The sequence below is a fragment of the Buchnera aphidicola (Eriosoma grossulariae) genome, assembly GCF_964059045.1.
Lineage (GTDB): Bacteria > Pseudomonadota > Gammaproteobacteria > Enterobacterales > Enterobacteriaceae > Buchnera_D > Buchnera_D aphidicola_A.
Genome location: NZ_OZ060402.1, coordinates 40,698 through 60,371 on the forward strand (window position 1 = coordinate 40,698; position 19,674 = coordinate 60,371).

18 protein-coding genes and 4 tRNA genes are annotated in these 19,674 nt (G+C 23.7%); 7 read left to right on the plus strand and 15 right to left on the minus strand.

Features of this window, described 5'->3' with window-relative positions; translation table 11 throughout:
- Window positions 1-256 precede the first annotated feature (256 nt).
- The 10 genes from rplL to AB4W51_RS00200 form a co-directional block, all read right to left on the minus strand.
- Window positions 257-622, minus strand: a complete 366-nt coding sequence (gene rplL, locus AB4W51_RS00155; protein ID WP_367676611.1) for a 50S ribosomal protein L7/L12 — start codon at window positions 620-622, stop codon at window positions 257-259.
- A gap of 52 nt (window positions 623-674) precedes the next feature.
- A complete protein-coding gene (gene rplJ / locus AB4W51_RS00160) occupies window positions 675-1,181 on the minus strand; it encodes a 50S ribosomal protein L10 (RefSeq protein WP_367676612.1) in 507 nt (168 codons plus the stop codon).
- A 270-nt stretch (window positions 1,182-1,451) separates the two neighbouring features.
- Window positions 1,452-2,144: a 50S ribosomal protein L1 gene (rplA, locus tag AB4W51_RS00165; protein ID WP_367676613.1), complete on the minus strand. Its 693-nt coding sequence runs from the start codon at window positions 2,142-2,144 to the stop codon at window positions 1,452-1,454.
- 3 nt (window positions 2,145-2,147) lie between these two features.
- Window positions 2,148-2,576 (minus strand): 50S ribosomal protein L11, encoded by a 429-nt coding sequence (rplK, locus tag AB4W51_RS00170; RefSeq protein WP_367676839.1) that lies wholly within the window; start codon window positions 2,574-2,576, stop codon window positions 2,148-2,150.
- Between the two features lie 55 nt (window positions 2,577-2,631).
- The gene (gene nusG, locus AB4W51_RS00175) at window positions 2,632-3,177 is read right to left on the minus strand and encodes a transcription termination/antitermination protein NusG (protein ID WP_367676614.1); all 546 of its coding nucleotides are present in this window, start codon (window positions 3,175-3,177) and stop codon (window positions 2,632-2,634) included.
- Between the two features lies 1 nt (window position 3,178).
- On the minus strand, window positions 3,179-3,559 hold the full coding sequence (gene secE / locus AB4W51_RS00180) for a preprotein translocase subunit SecE (protein ID WP_367676615.1): 381 nt from the start codon (window positions 3,557-3,559) through the stop codon (window positions 3,179-3,181).
- 326 nt (window positions 3,560-3,885) lie between these two features.
- Window positions 3,886-3,961, minus strand: a tRNA-Thr gene (locus AB4W51_RS00185).
- Between the two features lie 9 nt (window positions 3,962-3,970).
- Window positions 3,971-4,045, minus strand: a tRNA-Gly gene (locus AB4W51_RS00190).
- Window positions 4,046-4,078: 33 nt separating this feature from the next.
- Window positions 4,079-4,160: transfer RNA gene (locus AB4W51_RS00195), tRNA-Tyr, on the minus strand.
- Between the two features lie 21 nt (window positions 4,161-4,181).
- Window positions 4,182-4,254, minus strand: a tRNA-Thr gene (locus tag AB4W51_RS00200).
- Window positions 4,255-4,676: 422 nt separating this feature from the next.
- Here AB4W51_RS00200 and metF point away from each other — a divergent pair.
- On the plus strand, window positions 4,677-5,564 hold the full coding sequence (metF, locus tag AB4W51_RS00205) for a methylenetetrahydrofolate reductase (RefSeq protein WP_367676616.1): 888 nt from the start codon (window positions 4,677-4,679) through the stop codon (window positions 5,562-5,564).
- Between the two features lie 59 nt (window positions 5,565-5,623).
- On the opposite strand, the gene argE is transcribed toward metF, so the two are convergent.
- Window positions 5,624-6,769, minus strand: coding sequence for an acetylornithine deacetylase (argE, locus tag AB4W51_RS00210; protein ID WP_367676617.1), 1,146 nt, complete (start codon window positions 6,767-6,769; stop codon window positions 5,624-5,626).
- A 155-nt stretch (window positions 6,770-6,924) separates the two neighbouring features.
- On the opposite strand from argE, the gene argC reads away from it, so the two are divergent.
- From argC to cysE, 5 genes are all read left to right on the plus strand, one after another.
- Window positions 6,925-7,929 (plus strand): N-acetyl-gamma-glutamyl-phosphate reductase, encoded by a 1,005-nt coding sequence (gene argC, locus AB4W51_RS00215; protein ID WP_367676618.1) that lies wholly within the window; start codon window positions 6,925-6,927, stop codon window positions 7,927-7,929.
- 21 nt (window positions 7,930-7,950) lie between these two features.
- Window positions 7,951-8,730, plus strand: a complete 780-nt coding sequence (gene argB, locus AB4W51_RS00220; RefSeq protein WP_367676619.1) for an acetylglutamate kinase — start codon at window positions 7,951-7,953, stop codon at window positions 8,728-8,730.
- Window positions 8,731-8,758: 28 nt separating this feature from the next.
- Window positions 8,759-9,985, plus strand: coding sequence for an argininosuccinate synthase (locus tag AB4W51_RS00225; protein WP_367676620.1), 1,227 nt, complete (start codon window positions 8,759-8,761; stop codon window positions 9,983-9,985).
- A gap of 51 nt (window positions 9,986-10,036) precedes the next feature.
- The gene (argH, locus tag AB4W51_RS00230) at window positions 10,037-11,416 is read left to right on the plus strand and encodes an argininosuccinate lyase (RefSeq protein ID WP_367676621.1); all 1,380 of its coding nucleotides are present in this window, start codon (window positions 10,037-10,039) and stop codon (window positions 11,414-11,416) included.
- Window positions 11,417-12,135: 719 nt separating this feature from the next.
- Entirely contained in the window at window positions 12,136-12,966 is an 831-nt protein-coding gene (gene cysE / locus AB4W51_RS00235) for a serine O-acetyltransferase (protein ID WP_367676622.1), read from the plus strand.
- A gap of 223 nt (window positions 12,967-13,189) precedes the next feature.
- Here cysE and rpoD read toward each other — a convergent pair whose 3' ends face one another.
- From rpoD to rpsU, 3 genes are all read right to left on the minus strand, one after another.
- Complete coding sequence (gene rpoD, locus AB4W51_RS00240) at window positions 13,190-15,037, minus strand: RNA polymerase sigma factor RpoD (protein WP_367676623.1); 1,848 nt, start codon at window positions 15,035-15,037, stop codon at window positions 13,190-13,192.
- A gap of 166 nt (window positions 15,038-15,203) precedes the next feature.
- Window positions 15,204-16,967: a DNA primase gene (dnaG, locus tag AB4W51_RS00245; RefSeq protein ID WP_367676624.1), complete on the minus strand. Its 1,764-nt coding sequence runs from the start codon at window positions 16,965-16,967 to the stop codon at window positions 15,204-15,206.
- Window positions 16,968-17,051: 84 nt separating this feature from the next.
- Window positions 17,052-17,267 (minus strand): 30S ribosomal protein S21, encoded by a 216-nt coding sequence (rpsU, locus tag AB4W51_RS00250; RefSeq protein ID WP_367676625.1) that lies wholly within the window; start codon window positions 17,265-17,267, stop codon window positions 17,052-17,054.
- Window positions 17,268-17,531: 264 nt separating this feature from the next.
- On the opposite strand from rpsU, the gene tsaD reads away from it, so the two are divergent.
- Complete coding sequence (gene tsaD, locus AB4W51_RS00255; RefSeq protein WP_367676626.1) at window positions 17,532-18,557, plus strand: tRNA (adenosine(37)-N6)-threonylcarbamoyltransferase complex transferase subunit TsaD; 1,026 nt, start codon at window positions 17,532-17,534, stop codon at window positions 18,555-18,557.
- A gap of 70 nt (window positions 18,558-18,627) precedes the next feature.
- On the opposite strand, the gene ribB is transcribed toward tsaD, so the two are convergent.
- A complete protein-coding gene (gene ribB / locus AB4W51_RS00260) occupies window positions 18,628-19,263 on the minus strand; it encodes a 3,4-dihydroxy-2-butanone-4-phosphate synthase (protein ID WP_367676627.1) in 636 nt (211 codons plus the stop codon).
- Window positions 19,264-19,674: the final 411 nt, after the last annotated feature.

A 19,674-nucleotide genomic window follows, 5' to 3' on the forward strand; every position in this document is an offset into this window, starting at 1 on the left:
ATGAGCCTGATAAGTTGAAAAATTATTACCATAAAATAAAAATAATAAATGAATAAAAATATTTATTTTTTAATGTTATTCAATGAAATATTTTTCAATCAATTAAATTAATTAATATATATATAAATTTTGATTAATTTAATAGAATCAATACTAAAATAAATTTTAAATATTTTTATTTTAGTATTGATTGGTAATTCAATTATTACCATTCAATACTAAAATTAACATGATGATAGTATGATAAATTTTATTTTTATTGTATTTCTACTTCAGCACCTGCTGTTTCTAAAATTTTTTTTAAATTATCAGCATCTTCTTTACTAATATTTTCTTTTATTATCGTTGGTGCAGATTCTACTAAATCTTTAGATTCTTTTAAACCTAAACCAGTAGCACTTCTTACTGCTTTGATAATAGATACTTTATTACTACCAATAGATTTTAAAAATACATTAAATTCAGTTTTTTCTTCTTTTTCTATTGTATTATTAGATTGTGTATTGATAGATAAATTAGCAGATACTCCAAATTTTTTTTCCATTTCTGAAACAAGTTCAATAACATTCATGACCGACATATTAGATATAGCTTCAATTATTTGTTCTTTTGTAATTAACATAAAATTATTCCTAACAAAAATCAAAAATATTTATATCTGATTTAATTTATTTTTAAAATGATTTTAAATTATTTTTTTTATCAGATAAATTGGATAAAACGCGTATCATTTTTCCAGCAGCAGATTCTTTTATAATAAATAGTAAATGCATAATAGATTCTTTATATGTTGGCATATTTGCTAATTGATCAATTTGTGCATCCGTTAGTATTTTTTTTTCAAACACAGCATTAGTAATTTTAAATTTAATATTTTTTTTAGAAAAATCTTTAAATAATCTAATTGCACTTCCAGGATGGTCTAAAGAATAACCAATAAATGAAGGTCCTGTTAAAAATTTTTGCAAACATTCAAAATTAGTTTTTTTAATGGCTAAATTCAATAAAGTATTTTGTACTATACTAATTTTCACTCCAATTTTTCTTGCATCTTTTCTGAGTTCTGTAATTTGGTTTGCTTTAATTCCTCTAGAATCAGCAATAACAGCAGATAGTGCTATATTGGCTATTTTATGTATTTTTAAAACGATTTTTTTTTTTTCTTGAAGGTTTAATGCCATATTCCTGCTCCTAGATTCTAGAAATAATTAAGATGTTACTTGAAATAATAAGTTCTAAAAATTCGGTGCTATACTGTCACTATATATTATATTATAAATGAATTTATATTATAAATTAATTATATTAACATTGAATATTATTTTTTTATTTAAAATTATTTTAAACGTAAAAATTATTATAAAATCAAAAATATTAAAATTATATAATTATAAATTCTTCATTGATATTATCACTATAATATTTTTATTTTTTAAATTTAACAATATTATTTAATTAATTATATATGGATCAATAATAATTGATACACCCATTGTTGTAGATAAAATTATTTTTTTAATAAATAATCCTTTTGATTGATTAGGCTTTAATTTTTTTAATTTTTCTAAAAATGTAATAAAATTATTTTTTAGATTTTGAGCTGTAAAATTAATTTTTCCAATGGTTGTATGTAATATTCCATATTTATCATTCCGAAATCGTATTTGTCCTGATTTAGCATTATTAATTGCATTTTTCAGATCTTCAGTAATAGTACCTAACTTTAAATTAGGCATTAATCCTCTAGGACCTAAAATTGAACCTATTTTGCTAACTGTTGTAATTGCGTCTGGAGACGCAATTACAACATCAAAATTTATTCCATTTTTTTTGATTTGTTCACATAAATCGTTCATTCCGATGAAATCAGCTCCTGCTTTTTTTGCTATTTTTATATTATCACCTTGTGTAAAAACAGCTACTCGTATTAAACGACCTATACCATGCGGTAATACAATTGAACCCCTGACATTTTGATCTGTTTTTTTAGGATCAATTCCTAAATTTACAGCTATATCTACACTTTCAATAAATTTTACTGAAGGAATTTCTTTAAGTATTTTAATTCCATCATCAATATTATATTTTTTTTTAATATTGATTATTTTGTGAATAAGTTGCATTCTTTTAGTAGGTTTTTTCATAACTTATTCTCGTATTGTTAATCCCATTGATTTAGCAGTTCCTAAAATTGATTTACTTATTTTTTCAATATTTGAACCAGTCATATCAGATGCTTTAATTTTTGCTATATCTTGAATTTGTTGATTAGTGATTGAACCAACAATTTCTTGGTTTGGTTTTTTTGATCCTGATTTAATACCAGCTGCTTTTTTTAATAAAGTTGAAGCTGGTGATGTTTTTGTAATAAATGTAAAACTTTTATCAGAATAAACAGTAATTATTACAGGTATTGGTAATCCTTTTTCTAATTTTTCTGTTTTTGAATTAAATAATTTACAAAACTCCATAATATTTAATCCTTTTTGTCCTAAAGCAGGACCAATTGGAGGACTTGGTGTAGCTGATCCTGCTGGAACTTGTAATTTTATGTAAGCTTGTATTTTTTTATTCACCATAATTATATACCTATATAGTATTAAATATTATTTATTTTAAAAAAATATTTTATTAATTTTTTTCTACTTGTGAAAAATCTAATTCTACTGGTGTAGATCTTCCAAATATTGATACTGATACTTTTAATCTACTTTTATCATAATCAACTTCTTCTACAATTCCATTAAAATCTGAAAATGGTCCATAATTTACACGAACTGTTTCACCTGGTTCAAAGAGTGTTTTTGGTCTAGGTTTATCACTAACTTGTTTAAGTCTGTTAATTATTGAATTTACTTCTTTATCACTAATTGGAGATGGTCGATCAGAAGTTCCTCCAATAAAACCCATGACTCTAGGAACATTTTTTACTAAATGCCAACTTGAATCATTCATATTCATTTGAATTAACACATATCCTGGAAAAAATTTATGTTCACTCTTTCTTCTTTGTCCACTTCTAATTTCCACAACTTCTTCTGCAGGAACCATGATTTCTCCAAAATCTGTTTCCATATGATTAAGTTTGATATGTTCTTGAATAGATTGTGTAACACGACTTTCAAAACCTGAAAAAGTTTGTAAAACATACCATCGCTTTTTTTTATCCTTAAACATTTTACCACCTTATGTTAGTAATCAATGATACTAAATAAAATAAAAATCTGTCTAGTATCCATAAGATTAATGACATTATGGTAGTAACTATAGATACAATTAATGTCGTATATAATGTTTCTTTATAGTTTGGCCAAATAATTTTTTTTAATTCTATTTTAGATTCATTGATTAAATCTAGTACATAAATTCCTTTTTGTGTTATCGAAAAAATTTTATATATCATAATACTAGAAAATATTATTAGTATTATTCGAATAAATAAATTAATAAATTGATAATAATAATTACCTATAATAATGATAAAAATCAAAGTAATTATACTGCTCCATTTTATTAATTCTAATTGATGATTATTTTTTTGATCTCGATTATTATTCATCAGAATTTTTAAAAACCATAAACATAGTTATTTGTTTCATTATTTGAAAAATATTAATATTTAATTTTTGATAAAAATAAAATGATTAATTTTTATTCAATAAAAAATAAAATTTTTATATTGAATATATAATTAATAAATTAATATTTTATTTTTTATTATTATGAATTCAGATTTATATTCATTTTAAAATATATTGAATAAATTAATATGTAATATAGCATTATTATTTTTCTAATTGAAAATTTAATTCTTCATTGATTCTTTTTTTTGAATGATTTAGGAAAATAATTAACTAACTATATATTAACAGTATTTTTTATCGATGGTGCTGACACCCAGATTTGAACTGGGGACCTCACCCTTACCAAGGGTGTGCTCTACCTACTGAGCTATACCAGCAAAAATATATGGAGCGGGTAGCGGGGATCGAACCCGCATTATCAGCTTGGAAGGCTGAGGTAATAGCCATTATACCATACCCGCTTAGTATAATTTTAATTAGCTATAATCTTTATTTGGTGGGAGAAGGATTCGAACCTTCGAAGTCTTTGACGGCAGATTTACAGTCTGCTCCCTTTAGCCACTCGGGAATCCCACCTTATTTTTTTCAATGATTTTTTGCCGGCTACCGGAATCGAACTGGTGACCTACTGATTACAAGTCAGTTGCTCTACCTGCTGAGCTAAGCCGGCTATTTTAGTATTTTACGAACAGATTATATTTTTTGCAATAAAAATTTTTATTCATAATAACATATTTTAAAATAAAAATATAATATATTATATTTTTATAATTATATGATTCTTTTAAATAAAAAATAATTTTTTAGTTCAAAGTTTTTTATTAAATATATTTAAATAATATATCAATGATATTAAAAATATTATTTAATTAAAAATTGTAATTTTAGAATTATAAAATATAATCTTATTTTTATATTATTTTGAAAAAAATAATATTCAAGGTATATTAAAAATAATAATGAAAAATTAAATTATTTATTATTTTTTTAAAAATTTAATTAATGTATATGATGAATAAATTACATGGATATCAACTATTTAATTTGATTTATTTTTTATTTTTGTTTCACAAACAATTAATGGAGTATAATATGAATATTATTAATGAATACAAACATGATTTGTTAAATCACGATCTATGGAATTTAAATACTAAAATTCATATTTCATTTGAATTTTTTCCTCCAAAAAATTATGATATGGAAAATAAATTTTGGAATTCAATAGGTAAATTGTCTACATTAAAACCTGATTTTTTTTCTATTACATATGGTGCTAATAATAGTCAATGTAATCAAATTTTTGATTTAGTTAGTAAAGTTAATCAAATTACAAAAGTTGAGGTAGCTCCTCATTTAACTTGCATTAATCATACTATTAATGAATTAGAAGATATTGCTGTAAAATATTGGGATGCTGGCATTAAACATATTATTGCTTTAAGAGGTGATGCACAAAATGTTGATAATAAAATAAAAATGTATGGTTCTGATTTAGTTCGGTTATTAAAAAATATTGCTGATTTTGATATTTCTGTAGCAGCATATCCTGAAATACATCCTGAAGCAATTAATGCAAAAATGGATTTGCTATATTTAAAGAAAAAAATTGACGAAGGAGCTAATAGAGCTATTACACAATTTTTTTTCAATATTGATAAATTTCTTCGTTTTCGTGATAAATGTATATCTAACAATATAAATGTAGATATTGTTCCTGGAATTCTACCGATTTCTAATTTTAATCAAATTTGTCGTTTTTCAAAAATGACTAATGTTGATATTCCAAAATCAATTTATAATATATTTAATGGTCTTGAAAAAGATCAAACAACAAGTATGATATTAGGTTCTAAAATAGCTATGGATATGGTTCAATCATTATATTCTGAAGGAATAAACAATTTTCATTTTTATACTTTAAATTGTTCAAATATTTCTTATGCAATTTGTTGTTTATTAGGTATTAAACCTTGTTGAAACATTTTTGATGATTAAATATTTTTTCGAAAAAAATATTTTAATTGCATTTATATAAATTATTTTATACAGAAATATTCTATAAATTTTTTAATAATTTTTTTAGCAGGTGTGATCATATTATTATCTAAATATTCATTTGGTTGATGTGCTTGATTAATTGAACCTGGTCCTAAAATTAATGTAGGGGCAATATTTTGCATATATGATGCTTCTGTACAGTAATTGACAAAACTAGATTTTTGTTTTGATAACTTTTCAATAAGATTTATCATTTTTGGAAATTTTGATAATGTATAACTAGGAATGGGGTCATGTATATTTTTTATTTTTATATTTTTAAATATATTTGTGATTTCTGTAAATTTTTTTAACATGATTTTATCGAATTTTCGTATAGATAAATTTGGTAATAGACGAATATCTATACTTAATGTACATAAATCACAAATTATATTTGCTGCTTTTCCACCATTAATACATCCTAAATTCATTGTAGAATATGGTATTTTAAATTCCTCTTGTAAACATATATTTTTTATTTTTTTTTTGATTTCAAATAATTTTGTTAATATTTTATACATTATTTCAATACTGTTGATACCTCGGTCAGGATCACTTGAATGTCCTGCTGTACCTGTTACACAAATTGATTTTGAAATATGTCCTTTATGTCCAATGATTGGTTTTAAAGAAGTAGGTTCACCGATAATTATTAAATCTGGTTGAATTTTTGTATTTTTTGAAAAATATTTTGCTCCAGACATAGTAGTTTCTTCATCAGCAGTGATCAGTATATATAATGGTTTTTTAATTTTATTTAAATTAAAATTAAATAATACATCTAAAACACAAGAAATAAATCCTTTCATATCAACTGTCCCTAAACCATAAAATTTATCATTTTTAATAGTTAATTGAAAGGGGTTCACAGTCCATAATTTTTCGTTAATATCAACAGTATCAGAATGACCACTCAGTAATAAACCTCCTGGACCATAACCAATTTTAGCTAATAAATTAAATTTGTTATTTGTAAGAGGTATAGATTGGATCTTTGTAGAAAAATTCAAGTCATTTAACCAATTAGCTAAAATATCAATAATTTTTTTATTACTGTAATCGTACTCTAAATTAGTTGAATTAATTGATATAGTTTTTATTAATGTTTCATAGATTTGAATAAATTTAGGAAATTTTTGCATATTAAATTTCTTTATGAATAAAAATTTAGATTTTATCTAAAACAGTTGTTATTGTATAGAATTAAATATTAAATATAATTTTTAAAAATTTTAATTTAACTAATTTATTTTTTAATTTTAATATTAAAAATATTTATATAAGGTATATAAATTATATGTTAAAAACTCTTATAGTAGGTGCTAGTGGATATTCTGGTATTGAATTAGTTTTTTACCTAAACAGACACAAAAATGTTAATATAACATCACTAGCAGTTTCTAAAAACAGTAAAGATATTGGAAAATGTATTTCTGATGTTGCTCCTCAATTAAAAGGAATAATAAACATTCGTTTACAATCTATTACTGATATTATTGTTAACAATGAAGATTTTGATGTAGTATTTTTTGCTACTGATCATTTTGTTAGTTATGATTTAGTTCCTTTATTTATTTCTCGTGGTTGTGTGGTGTTTGATTTATCTGGTTCATTTAGAATGAAAAATTCTAATATATATACTGAATATTATGGTTTTGTTCACCATCATTTAGATTTATTGGAAAAATCAGTATATGGATTACCAGAATGGAATGCAAAAAAAATAAAACATGCTCAATTATTAGCTATACCTGGTTGTTATCCAACTTGTATACAATTAGGATTAAAGCCATTAGTAATAAAAAAATTATTGTGTTCAGAACATATACCGGTTGTGAATGCTATTAGTGGTGTCAGTGGTGCTGGAAAAAAATCTAATTTTAATAATAATTTCTGTGAAGTTAGTTTGCATCCTTATAATATTTTCATACATAGACATAGTCCTGAAATTATGGAACATTTGAAAATTCCTATTATATTTATTCCACATATAGGAGCATTTTCTCGTGGTATTCTTGCAACAATTACGTGTCGTTTAAAAACAAATATAAGTTATTTAAATATAATAAAAATTTTTGATGAAGTTTATCAAAGTAAACCATGTATTCGTTTATATAATAATGTTATACCTAAATTAAAATCTGTTATCCGATCACCATTTTGCGACATTGGTTTTGCATTAAATAATCAATATTTAGTGATTGTAGTAACAGAAGATAATTTACTGAAAGGAGCAGCAACACAAGCAATACAATGTTTTAATATTCGCTTTGGTTTTTTCGAAACTGAATCACTAATTTAAATCAATGAGTTTATTTTTAATATGAATAATCCTTTAGTTATAAAGTTAGGTGGGGTTTTATTAAGTAGTGATCATGCCATGGAAGCATTATTTGATTTTTTATCATCTTATATACAATCTAATTCTCGTGATGTATTAATTTTGCATGGAGGTGGAAGATTAGTTGATCAAATGATGATTAAATTGGGTTACAAAATTAATAAAATTAATGGATTAAGACAAACTTTATCGCATCATATAGATGTAATAACAGGAGTTTTATCAGGTACTGTTAATAAAACTTTGCTGTCTTGGTCGAAAAGAAAAAATATAAATTCTATTGGTTTATGTTTATCTGATGGTGGTAGTGTTATTGTTAAACAATTAAATCAAGAACTAGGATTTGTTGGTAAACCTGAACCTGGTTGTTCTTTATTTCTTAATAATATATTAAAAAATAATTTTTTTCCAATTATTAGTTCTATTGGAATTACTGATTCAGGTGATTTGATGAATGTTAATGCTGATTTAGCCGCTGCTGCTTTAGCTAAAACATTAAATGCAGATTTAGTTTTATTATCAGATGTAAGTGCTATTTTAAATGGAAAAGGAAAACGTATAAAATCACTAAATAATATTGAAGCTGAATATTTAATTCAACAAGGTATTATTACTAATGGTATGATTATAAAAGTACAAACAGCATTAAATGCTTCATATGTATTAGGAAAACCAATTGAAATTGCTAGTTGGCAAAATGTTTCCAAATTAGAATTATTATTTAATGGTATTTCTATAGGTACTCGTGTTTTATATAATTAAAATGTTTATATATTAAAGGAAAATATCAATGAATAAAAAAAAAACAAATAAAGTAGTCTTGGCTTATTCTGGTGGTTTAGATACTTCAGCTATTATCCCTTGGATTAAAGAAAATTATAATCTTTCAGTAATAGCTTTTGTTGCAAATGTTGGTCAAAATAAAGAAGATTTAGAAGGAATTGAAGAAAAAGCTTTAGTATCAGGAGCTGATGAAGTTTATATCGTTGATCTTCGTGAAGAATTTTTATGTAATTACATATATCCTGTAGTACATACAGGAGCTACTTATGAAGGAAATTATTTATTAGGAACCAGTATGGCACGTCCAATTATTGCTAAAGCACAAGTTGATTTAGCAATAAAATTAGAAGCTAAATTTTTATGTCATGGAGCTACAGGAAAAGGGAATGATCAAGTGCGTTTTGAAATTGTGTATGCTGCATTAGCTCCTGAATTAAAAGTTATTGCTCCTTGGAGAGAATGGAATTTTTATTCTCGTGAAGATTTATTAACATATTTAAAAACTAAAAATATATCTACTACATCTACAATAGAAAAAATATATAGTCGAGATGATAATATTTGGCATACTTCTACTGAAGGTGGAATATTAGAAAATCCTTGGAACGAACCATTAAGTAATTGTTGGATCAAGACAGTGGATCCGTGTTTAGCTCCAAATGAACCAGAATCTGTTTCAATCAAAATTGAAAAAGGTATTGTAGTATCCGTAAATCAGGTAAAAATGAATCCTTTACAATGTTTGGAAAAATTGAATGAATTAGGTTCTAAACATAGTATAGGAAGAATCGATATCGTTGAAAATAGATTAATTGGAATAAAATCTAGAGGATGTTATGAAACACCAGGAGGAACAATTATCATGAAAGCTATTCGTGCGATTGAAGAATTAGTATTAGACAGGGATAGTATAAAATGGAGATTAAAATTAGCTTTAGATATGTCTTATATTGTTTATGACGGTTGTTGGTTTTCTCCATATCGTGAATCTTTACAAGCAGCTATAAAAGTTTTAGTCAATTATTTTTATGGAGAAATAGTATTAAAATTATATAAAGGTATGGTGACTGTTGTACAAAAAAAATCTATTCATTCATTATATTCTCAAAAATTTTCTACTTTTGGAAAAGATGATGAATATCTTCATTCTGATGCAGCTGGTTTTATTCGTCTTTTTTCTTTGCCTTCTCGTATTAGAGCACTACATCAAAAAAAAAATATTAAAGATAATTAAATATTAAATAATTATTTTTATTTAATTCGAATAATTTTTTATGGAGTTATTATGAAACTTTGGGGTGGTCGTTTTTTAAAAAAATCTAATAGTTTTTTTAAAAAATTTAATAATTCTTTAAATTTTGATCATCATTTAGCTGAACAAGATATTTTAGGTTCTATTGCTTGGTCAAAATCTATCTTAAAAACTAATATTATTACTTTAGACGAACAAAAAAAAATAGAACAATCATTAATTATTTTATTAAAAAAAATAAAAATAAATCCAAATATTATATTTAATAGTGATGCTGAAGATATTCATAGTTGGGTAGAAGAAAATTTAATTATCATGTTAGGTCCTTTAGCAAAAAAATTACATACAGGAAGAAGTCGAAATGATCAAGTAACAACAGATTTAAAGTTATGGTGTAAATCCCAAATTAAAATATTAATAAATAATTTAGAAAATTTAGAAAAAGTATTAGTGATTACAGCCGAAAATACAATTCATGTTATTATGCCTGGATTCACACATTTACAACGTGCTCAACCAATTACTTTTGCTTATTGGTGTTTAGCTTATGTAGAAATGTTAAAAAGAGATAAAAGTCGTTTAAATGATGCTTATGCAAGAATGGATACTAATCCATTAGGTTCCGGAGCATTATCTGGTAATGCTTGGTCTATTGATCGATCAGAATTAACTCGTGATTTAGGATTTTCTAGTACTACTAATAATAGTTTAGATAGTGTCAGTGATCGAGATTATGTAGTTGAATTATTATCTATAGCTTCAATCAGTATGCTTCATTTGTCTCGTTTTTCTGAAGATTTAATTTTTTTTAATTCAGGTGAAGCTAATTTCATTGAATTGTCTGATTTAATGACGTCAGGATCATCTTTAATGCCACAAAAAAAGAATCCTGATTCTTTAGAGTTAATTCGTGGAAAATGTGCTCGTGTATACGGTGCTTTAATTCAAATTCTAGTATTATTAAAAAGTTTACCATTATCATATAATAAAGACATGCAAGAGGATAAGGAAGGATTATTTGATGCATTAAAAACATGGAATGATTGTTTAAAAATGTCTTGTTTAGTTTTAGAAACAATTAAAATCAATGATAAAATATGTCTTAAAGCAGCTCAATCTAGTTATAGTAATGCTACAGAATTAGCCGATTATTTAGTTCGAAAAGGTGTTCCATTTCGAGAAGCACATCATGTAGTTGGTAAAATTGTTTTAGAAGCGATGCATAACAATATTTATTTAGAACAGTTAACATTAGATCATTTTAAATTACATCATCAATCTATTGAAGAAGATGTATATGATTTTTTACAGTTAAAATCTTGTCTGAATAAAAGAAATTCTCAAGGGGGTGTATCATTTATTCAAGTTAAAAATACCATAACAAATGAAAAAAATCGGCTTAATATCATTTAAATATAATCTAATAATATTGCATTAATTAAAATATAGTATGTAATTTCAAAACGCGATATTTTGAATATCGCGTTATATATAAAATTTAAAAATATAATTTTTATTATTATGTTTAAAAATTAAAATTAATACAATTTTTTACAGGGACATAAATCTTGCATTAGTGGAATTTTTAAAATAAGCAAATAGGTTATTTATAACTTGTTTATTTTGATTGGTTTTAATATGATACATATTATTTGGAATATGTTTTGAAAAATTAATAAAAAATTAAATATGTTAAATTAATTTTTATAATTAATTCGAATATAGTGATTTTTATTGATTTTATTAATAAAAAAATAATTTTAATTATATTTCAAGATTAATAAATATTACAGTAGGAGATATTTTTTATTAAAAAATAGAATGAATGAGATCAAATTTAAATTTATTTGTTTTTTGAATTTTTAAAAAATATCAAACATAATACATTGATCTTGTTACTTAAATAAATTAGTATTTTAAAAATATATATTTTTAAAGATAAGATATATAGTTGAAATAGAGATAATTTATTTTTAATAATTTAATTTATTCAAAAATTTTTAATTTTACTTTTTAATCAAATAGTAGAATAATATGCTAAAAATAAATTAAAAATTAAATATTTTTATTAATTATAAATAATATAAACTATTTTATATCAAATAGTATATTTTTATTATAGAGAAAAAATAATGTTAAAAACATTAGATATAGTTTGGAATACAATAATTACTGAAACTGAGTTTTTTTTAAAGAATGAACCATTTTTATCTCATTTTTATTATCAAAATATATTGCAACATGACAGTTTAATTGATTCTATGGCATTTATTTTATCCAATAAATTATCTAATTCTATGATTTCTGATAATTTTTTAAAAAAAATTTTTAAAGAAGCTTATTTTTCTGATATTTCGTTAATTGAATGTGTTAATAGAGATATTCAAGCAATATATTATCGTGATCCTTCTATTGATAATTATATTATTCCATTTTTATATTTTAAAGGTTTTCACGCATTACAAGGATATCGGATTAGTAATTATTTATGGACTTTTAATCAAAAATCTTTAGCATTGCATTTACAAAATCAAATATCAACAGTTTTTTCTGTAGATATTCATCCTGCTGCAAAAATTGGATCTGGTGTTATGTTTGATCATGCTACTGGTATTGTTATAGGAGAAACAGTAGTCATTGAAGACAATGTTTCTATTTTACAATCAGTAACATTAGGTGGAACAGGTAAAATAATTGGTGATCGTCATCCAAAAATTAGATCAGATGTTATGATAGGAGCTGGAGCTAAAGTTCTTGGTAATATTGAAGTAGGAATTGGTGCCAAAATAGGAGCAGGAGCAGTAGTTTTAAATTCTATACCAGCTTATTCTACTGTAGTAGGTATACCTGCAAAAATAGTAAAATACTATAATAAAAAAATGTTAATAAATAGCAATATTGATAAAATTCGTCATAAAAATTATTTAATGGAATGTAATTTTGAATATGGTTCAGGTATTTAATGATTTTAAGTATATTTAATATATAATCATTAAAAATATTTTTACATAAAATATATAATTGGAATTCTTTTGAATATTATATTTATTTTTATTTGTTTTGTTAATTTGATTATATCAAAAATTTTTAACTTAATTAATAGAAAAGCTTCCAAAATATCTAAGGAAGCTTTCATTGAAATTATATTTTAATAATATTTATTTTTATTTTTATATTTTATAATTATCAGTCATCCAAAAAACTACGTAATATTTCTGATCGACTAGGATGTCTTAATTTTCTTAATGCTTTTGCTTCAATTTGACGTATTCTTTCTCTAGTAACATCAAATTGTTTACCTACTTCTTCTAAAGTATGATCAGAATTCATATCAATACCAAATCTCATCCTTAATACTTTTGCTTCTCTTGGTGTTAAACCAGATAATATGTTATGTGTTGCTGAACGTAGGCTTTCTGCTGTTGCAGAATCTAATGGAAGTTCTAAAGTGGTATCTTCAATAAAATCACCTAGATGAGAATCTTCATCATCACCAATAGGTGTTTCCATAGATATTGGTTCTTTGGCAATTTTTAATACTTTTCTGATTTTATCTTCTGGTATTAACATTTTTTCTGAAAGTTCTTCAGGGGTTGGTTCTCTTCCAATTTCTTGTAACATTTGTCTAGAAATTCGGTTTAGTTTATTGATTGTTTCGATCATATGTACTGGAATTCGAATAGTTCTTGCTTGATCAGCAATAGAACGAGTAATAGCTTGTCTGATCCACCAAGTAGCATATGTTGAAAATTTATAACCACGACGATATTCAAATTTATCGACTGCTTTCATTAAACCAATATTTCCTTCTTGAATAAGATCTAAAAATTGTAAGCCTCGATTGGTATATTTTTTTGCAATTGAAATAACTAATCTTAAGTTTGCTTCTACCATCTCTTTTTTTGCTCTTTTTGCTTTTGCTTCTCCAATTGATATTCTTTTATTGATATCTTTTACTTGTTTAATAGTCAGTCCTGTTTCTTTTTCAACTTCTGTTAATTTGTTTAAACTATTATGAATGGATTCTTTGACTGTTAGTAATTTTTCAGACCATGTTTTATTCATTTTTTTAACTTGATTAAACCAATTTTTATTATTTTCAGATTTACTGAAAATATGAATAAAACTTTTTTTTGGAATTTGACATTTTTCGACGAATAATTTCATAACATATCTTTCTTGAATCCGTACACGTTCCATCATGTTTCTCATGTTATTTACTAAATGATCAAATTGTTTTGGTACTAATCGAAACTGTTTAAATATTTCTGATAAATTATGAATTTCAATAATAGCATCTTTATGATTACGATTTTTATGTTTTATAATTTGATTTGTTGTGAAATATTGATTTCTTAATTCAGAAAATTTTTCATGGGCTAATACTGGGTCAATATTATTTTCTTCTTCAGTAATTTCTTGATCATTTTGATCAATGTTTTTAATTTCTTCTTGTTTTTTTATTGATTCTGATAATTCTTCTTCAATATTCATTATTGATGAAGATATTATATCTTCTTCATGAGGATCAATAAATCCAATAATTAAATCTGATAATTGCATATCTCCAGATTCCACACGTTCATATTGTTTTAACAAATAAGTAATTGCTTCAGGATATTCTGCAACAGAACATTGTACTTGATTAATTCCTTCTTCAATTCTTTTTGCGATGTCGATTTCTCCTTCTCTAGTTAATAATTCAACTGAACCCATTTCTCTCATGTACATACGAACCGGGTCAGTTGTTCGACCTAATTCTGTTTCGACACTAGATAGTACTTGCGCAGCAGCTTCAGCAGCATCTTCGTCTGTTTCTGTACTACTTTCATTTAAAATTAAATCATCAGCATCTGGAGCTTCTTCTACGACTTGAATACCCATATCATTAATCATTTGTATGATATCTTCAATTTGATCAGAATCGACAATATCTTCTGGAAGATGATCATTGACTTCAGAATAAGTTAGATATCCTTGTTCTTTACCATGATTAACAAGAATTTTTAATTGTGATTGTGGGTTTTGTTCCATAAGACGGTATCCACATTTTTTGTTGATAAATATCAAATTAACTTTTTAAAGGTTAATTTATGAAAAATATTAATAAAAAAATATTTTTAATATTAATAATTTAGTGTTTTTAAAATTAATTTAATTTTTAAAATTATGATCTTAAATTAATATAAATGCATTATTGTCATAATAATTTTTTTGAGATTTTTGATAAGTTGATTGTAATTGACCATAATTCTTTTTTTTCATTTATATTTAATCCTTTTTTTCTTTCTTTTGTTATTAATAATTGATATTTTTTTTCTAACATTTGATTATATATTTTTGTTAATAAATCTAAAAATACATTTTTAATTTTTTCTGAAATAATCATATGATCCCAAATTATTAATTTCCTGAGAATATTTACTATTTTTGTATCTCTATATAATTCTAATATTTGGCTGGTTTTATACGTTGGGTTTTTTTGACATATATGGACTAATTTTAAAAAAATATCAAATCCTTGAATAGGTAGGTTAATTGTAGTTATTTTAGATGTCACTAATTTTGATAATTTAGGATTTTGTATTAATAAACTAATTAGCATACGCATAGGTGTTTGTTTTATTTTTTTAATAATATATTTGTTTTTATTTTTTTTATTAATAATCAGATTCATTTTTTCTATTTCTAGAATACCTATTGTTAATCCTAATTTTTTACGTAGGTAAAATTGAATAATTTGTCCTGGTATTTTATTAATAAATGATATAATTAAAGAACTAAAATGAGCTTTTCCTTCTATAGAAGATAAATCTAAATTATTTAAAAGTTTTGAAAATAAAAATTCTGAAAAGTTAATTGCGTTATCAATTCTTTTTTGAAATTCAACTGTACCTTCTTGTTGAATAATAGAATCTGGATCAGATCCATTAGGTAAAAAAATAAATTTAATACTTTTATTGTCTTGTAAAAATGGAAGTGAAATTTCTAAAGATTTCCATGATGCAAATTGACCAGATTTGTCTCCATCATAACAATAAATAATATTATCAGTAACACGAAAAAGAAATTTAATTTGTTCAGCTGTAATTGTACTTCCAAGTATGGCAACAATATGTTTAATATGATATTGAGTTAACATAATTACATCTATATAACCTTCAACAATTATAATTTTTTTTGGTTTAGGATTTTTTTTTAATAATTCATATATTCCATATATTTGTTTGCGTTTTTGAAAAATTATTGTTTCAGGAGAATTTAAATATTTAGGTGTAATATAAGAATCAATAGCTCTACCTCCAAAACCATTAACTTTACCGTATTTATCACGAATAGGAAAAATAATTCTATTCCTAAAATGTTGATATTTTTTTCCATTAAGATTATCAATAATAATTCCTAATTTAATTAAATGATTTTTTTCAGTTTGATTGATTGTATGATAGTATTGAATAACATTATTCGATTGATTATTACAAAATCCAATAGAAAAACGTTCTATCATTTCTTTTTTAATTCCTCTTTTAATTAAATATTGATATGCAATTTTTGATTTTGCTTGTAATAATGTATGTATGTATATATTACAAATTTTTTTTAATATTAAATATAATTCATTTTTATTGAATAAATTATATGTATTAAATTTTTTATCATATTTTTTAGGTATGTTTAATTTATTTAAAATAGATAATTCTTCAACACTTTCTAAAAAATTTAATTGTTCATAGTTCATTAAAAAATCAATAGCATTACCGTTAGCTTTGCATCCAAAACAGTGATAAAATTGTTTGGTGTGATTAACTATAAAAGATGGTGTTTTTTCATGATGAAATGGACATAATGATTGATAATTATTACCTATTTTTTTTAATGTGATTTTTGAGCTAATTAAATCCACTATGTTTGTTCGAACTAGTAGTTCATTGATGAATTCTTGTGGTATTTTCCATTTATGCATTTTATATTTATTTAAAATTATAAGACCGAGCTTGATTAAGATCGGTCTGAGTATTTATGATAAAATTATAAGTTATATATATTATTAGTACATTCGCATATGTTTAGCATTTTCTCTAAATAATTTTTTAGTTAGACGTTTAACAGCTGATGCTTTTGCTCTTTTTCTTTTTGTTGTTGGTTTTTCATAAAATTCACGTCTTCTAATTTCTGATAAGATCCCTGCTTTTTCACAAGATCTTTTAAATCTTCTTAATGCTACATCAAATGGTTCATTTTCACGAATTTTAATTATGGGCATAATTAAACCTTTAAAATATTTATATTAATATTTATATTTTATTAATTTTAAAGTAATAATATACATTATATTTTAAAAAATAAAAATATTAATTAACAAATCTATATTATTCTTTATTTTAAAAATATTTTTAATTTTTAATGATTTAATTTAAATTAATTTATTTTATTTTTTTTATATTTTTGAGATTTGACTTTTTAAATATTTCTAATTATGTATTTCATCAATATAAAATTAGAAATATAAAAATTATAGGACATTTACATGCGTATATTAGGTATAGAAACTTCTTGTGATGATACAGGAATTGCGATATATGATTTTCGATCTGGGATTTTGATAAATAGTGTATATAATCAAGATTATATTCATAATAATTATGGAGGGGTAGTTCCAGAACTAGCTGCTAGATATCATGCTAACAATATTGCTTGTTTAATAAAAGATGCTTTAAAACAATCAAATTGTTGTTTAAGTTCAATCCATGCTATTGCATATACTGCTGGTCCTGGATTAATTGGTTCATTATTAGTAGGAGCTACTGTTGGAACAGCATTGGCTTTTTCTTTAAATATACCAACAATTCCAATACATCATATGGAAGGACATTTGTTATCTCCAATGTTAAATAATCCTATTTTAAATTTTCCATTTTTAGCTTTATTGATTTCCGGTGGTAATACTCAATTAGTTTATGCTAAAAAACTAGGAGAATATAATTTATTAGGAATGTCTTTAGATTCTTCTGTAGGTAATACATTCGATAAAGTAGCCAAGTCATTAGGATTAAAATATCCTGGAGGACCTGAAATTTCTAATTTAGCTAAAAAAGGCAATATCAATAGATTTTATTTTCCTCGTCCTATGATTAAATCTCCAGGTTTAAATTTTAGTTTTTCTGGCTTGCGTACATTTACAGAAAAAACTATTAATAATAATGATAAAGATTTTCAAACTAAAGCGGATATTGCTTTAGCTTTTGAAGAAGCAGTATCTGATACTTTAACTATTAAATGTCATCGGGCGTTAAAAATGATTAATGTAAACAATTTAATTATAGCTGGAGGTGTTAGTGCTAATGATAGAATTAAAAAAAAATTAAAAAATTTAATGTCAAAACTCAATGGAAATTTTTATTATCCAAAATTAGAATTTTGTACTGACAATGGTGCTATGATAGCATATGCTGGATTATTAAGGTTTAAATCTGGAGAACATTATTCTAATTTAAATATTCATGTTTTTCCAAAATGGTTATTGTCGGATTTGAGTTTTTTAAAAAAAAAATAATTGTTTTGATATTTTTATATAAATAATAATTTTATTTAAATTCTATGAAATATATAATTAGTTAAATATTTTAATTATATAAATATTGAATTAAATCTTTTATTGTTAATACACACATATTATGTATTTTTGCAAATTGAACTACTTCATTAATACGTGCCATAGAACCGTCTTGGTTGGTTAATTCGCATAAAACACCTGTTGGTTGAAATCCTGCTAATTTTGTTAGTTCAATTGTGGCTTCAGTATGACCAGATCTAGCTAAAATACCTTCTGAATGAGCGCATAATGGAAAAACATGCCCAGGTTGATTAAGATCACTAGGTTTTGCTTGTTCTGCTATGGCAGTTTTAATGGTTGTTATTCTATCTGAAGCAGATACTCCAGTTGATATTCCTTTTGATGCTTCAATAGTAATAGTAAAAGGAGTAGTATATTTACTGGTATTTTTTTTAACCATCATAGACAATTCTAATTGTTTTCTACGTGATTCTGTAATACATAAACAAACAATTCCACTGCCATGTCTAATAGTGAAAGCCATTTGTTCTATTGTCATAGTTTCTGCTGGAAAAATTAAATCACCTTCATTTTCACGATTTTCATCGTCTAATAGTATTATTCCTTGTCCTTGTTTGAACGCTTTAATAGCATTTGTTATTCTTTGATTAGAATTTCCAAATTTAGATAAAATATTTTTCTTCATGATATTCCTAAATTGTTATTTTTATTACTCATGGTATGTAATATTAATCATATAATATTTTTAAATTTATTTTTAGTTATATTTTTCATTGATAGATATATTTTAATATAAAAATTTCATTTTGATTACAATATAAATTATTTTTTATTTTATTAATTCAAAAAATTATTTATTAATTAAAATTATTGATTATTTTAAAAAATTAAAAAAGTATATATCATAATATGATATATAATAATATTTAATATTATATGATTCAATACATATAATATATTATTTGATATGATATGTTATTTTTTTATATTTTTATATTTATTCTATAATTCTTTTTGATTTATTTTTGAATACTAATTTTAATTAGTTTATTTTTATAAAATGTTTTGATCAATGATAATATTAATTAAATGATTA

What these genes read in the sequence shown, in the direction of transcription:
- rplL (WP_367676611.1), bottom strand. Translation starts at nt 622, where the DNA reads ATGTTAATTACAAAAGAACAAATAATTGAAGCTATATCTAATATGTCG.
- rplJ (WP_367676612.1), bottom strand. Translation starts at nt 1,181, where the DNA reads ATGGCATTAAACCTTCAAGAAAAAAAAAAAATCGTTTTAAAAATACAT.
- rplA (WP_367676613.1), bottom strand. Translation starts at nt 2,144, where the DNA reads ATGAAAAAACCTACTAAAAGAATGCAACTTATTCACAAAATAATCAAT.
- nusG (WP_367676614.1), bottom strand. Translation starts at nt 3,177, where the DNA reads ATGTTTAAGGATAAAAAAAAGCGATGGTATGTTTTACAAACTTTTTCA.
- secE (WP_367676615.1), bottom strand. Translation starts at nt 3,559, where the DNA reads ATGAATAATAATCGAGATCAAAAAAATAATCATCAATTAGAATTAATA.
- metF (WP_367676616.1), top strand. Translation starts at nt 4,677, where the DNA reads ATGAATATTATTAATGAATACAAACATGATTTGTTAAATCACGATCTA.
- argE (WP_367676617.1), bottom strand. Translation starts at nt 6,769, where the DNA reads ATGCAAAAATTTCCTAAATTTATTCAAATCTATGAAACATTAATAAAA.
- argC (WP_367676618.1), top strand. Translation starts at nt 6,925, where the DNA reads ATGTTAAAAACTCTTATAGTAGGTGCTAGTGGATATTCTGGTATTGAA.
- argB (WP_367676619.1), top strand. Translation starts at nt 7,951, where the DNA reads ATGAATAATCCTTTAGTTATAAAGTTAGGTGGGGTTTTATTAAGTAGT.
- AB4W51_RS00225 (WP_367676620.1), top strand. Translation starts at nt 8,759, where the DNA reads ATGAATAAAAAAAAAACAAATAAAGTAGTCTTGGCTTATTCTGGTGGT.
- argH (WP_367676621.1), top strand. Translation starts at nt 10,037, where the DNA reads ATGAAACTTTGGGGTGGTCGTTTTTTAAAAAAATCTAATAGTTTTTTT.
- cysE (WP_367676622.1), top strand. Translation starts at nt 12,136, where the DNA reads ATGTTAAAAACATTAGATATAGTTTGGAATACAATAATTACTGAAACT.
- rpoD (WP_367676623.1), bottom strand. Translation starts at nt 15,037, where the DNA reads ATGGAACAAAACCCACAATCACAATTAAAAATTCTTGTTAATCATGGT.
- dnaG (WP_367676624.1), bottom strand. Translation starts at nt 16,967, where the DNA reads ATGCATAAATGGAAAATACCACAAGAATTCATCAATGAACTACTAGTT.
- rpsU (WP_367676625.1), bottom strand. Translation starts at nt 17,267, where the DNA reads ATGCCCATAATTAAAATTCGTGAAAATGAACCATTTGATGTAGCATTA.
- tsaD (WP_367676626.1), top strand. Translation starts at nt 17,532, where the DNA reads ATGCGTATATTAGGTATAGAAACTTCTTGTGATGATACAGGAATTGCG.
- ribB (WP_367676627.1), bottom strand. Translation starts at nt 19,263, where the DNA reads ATGAAGAAAAATATTTTATCTAAATTTGGAAATTCTAATCAAAGAATA.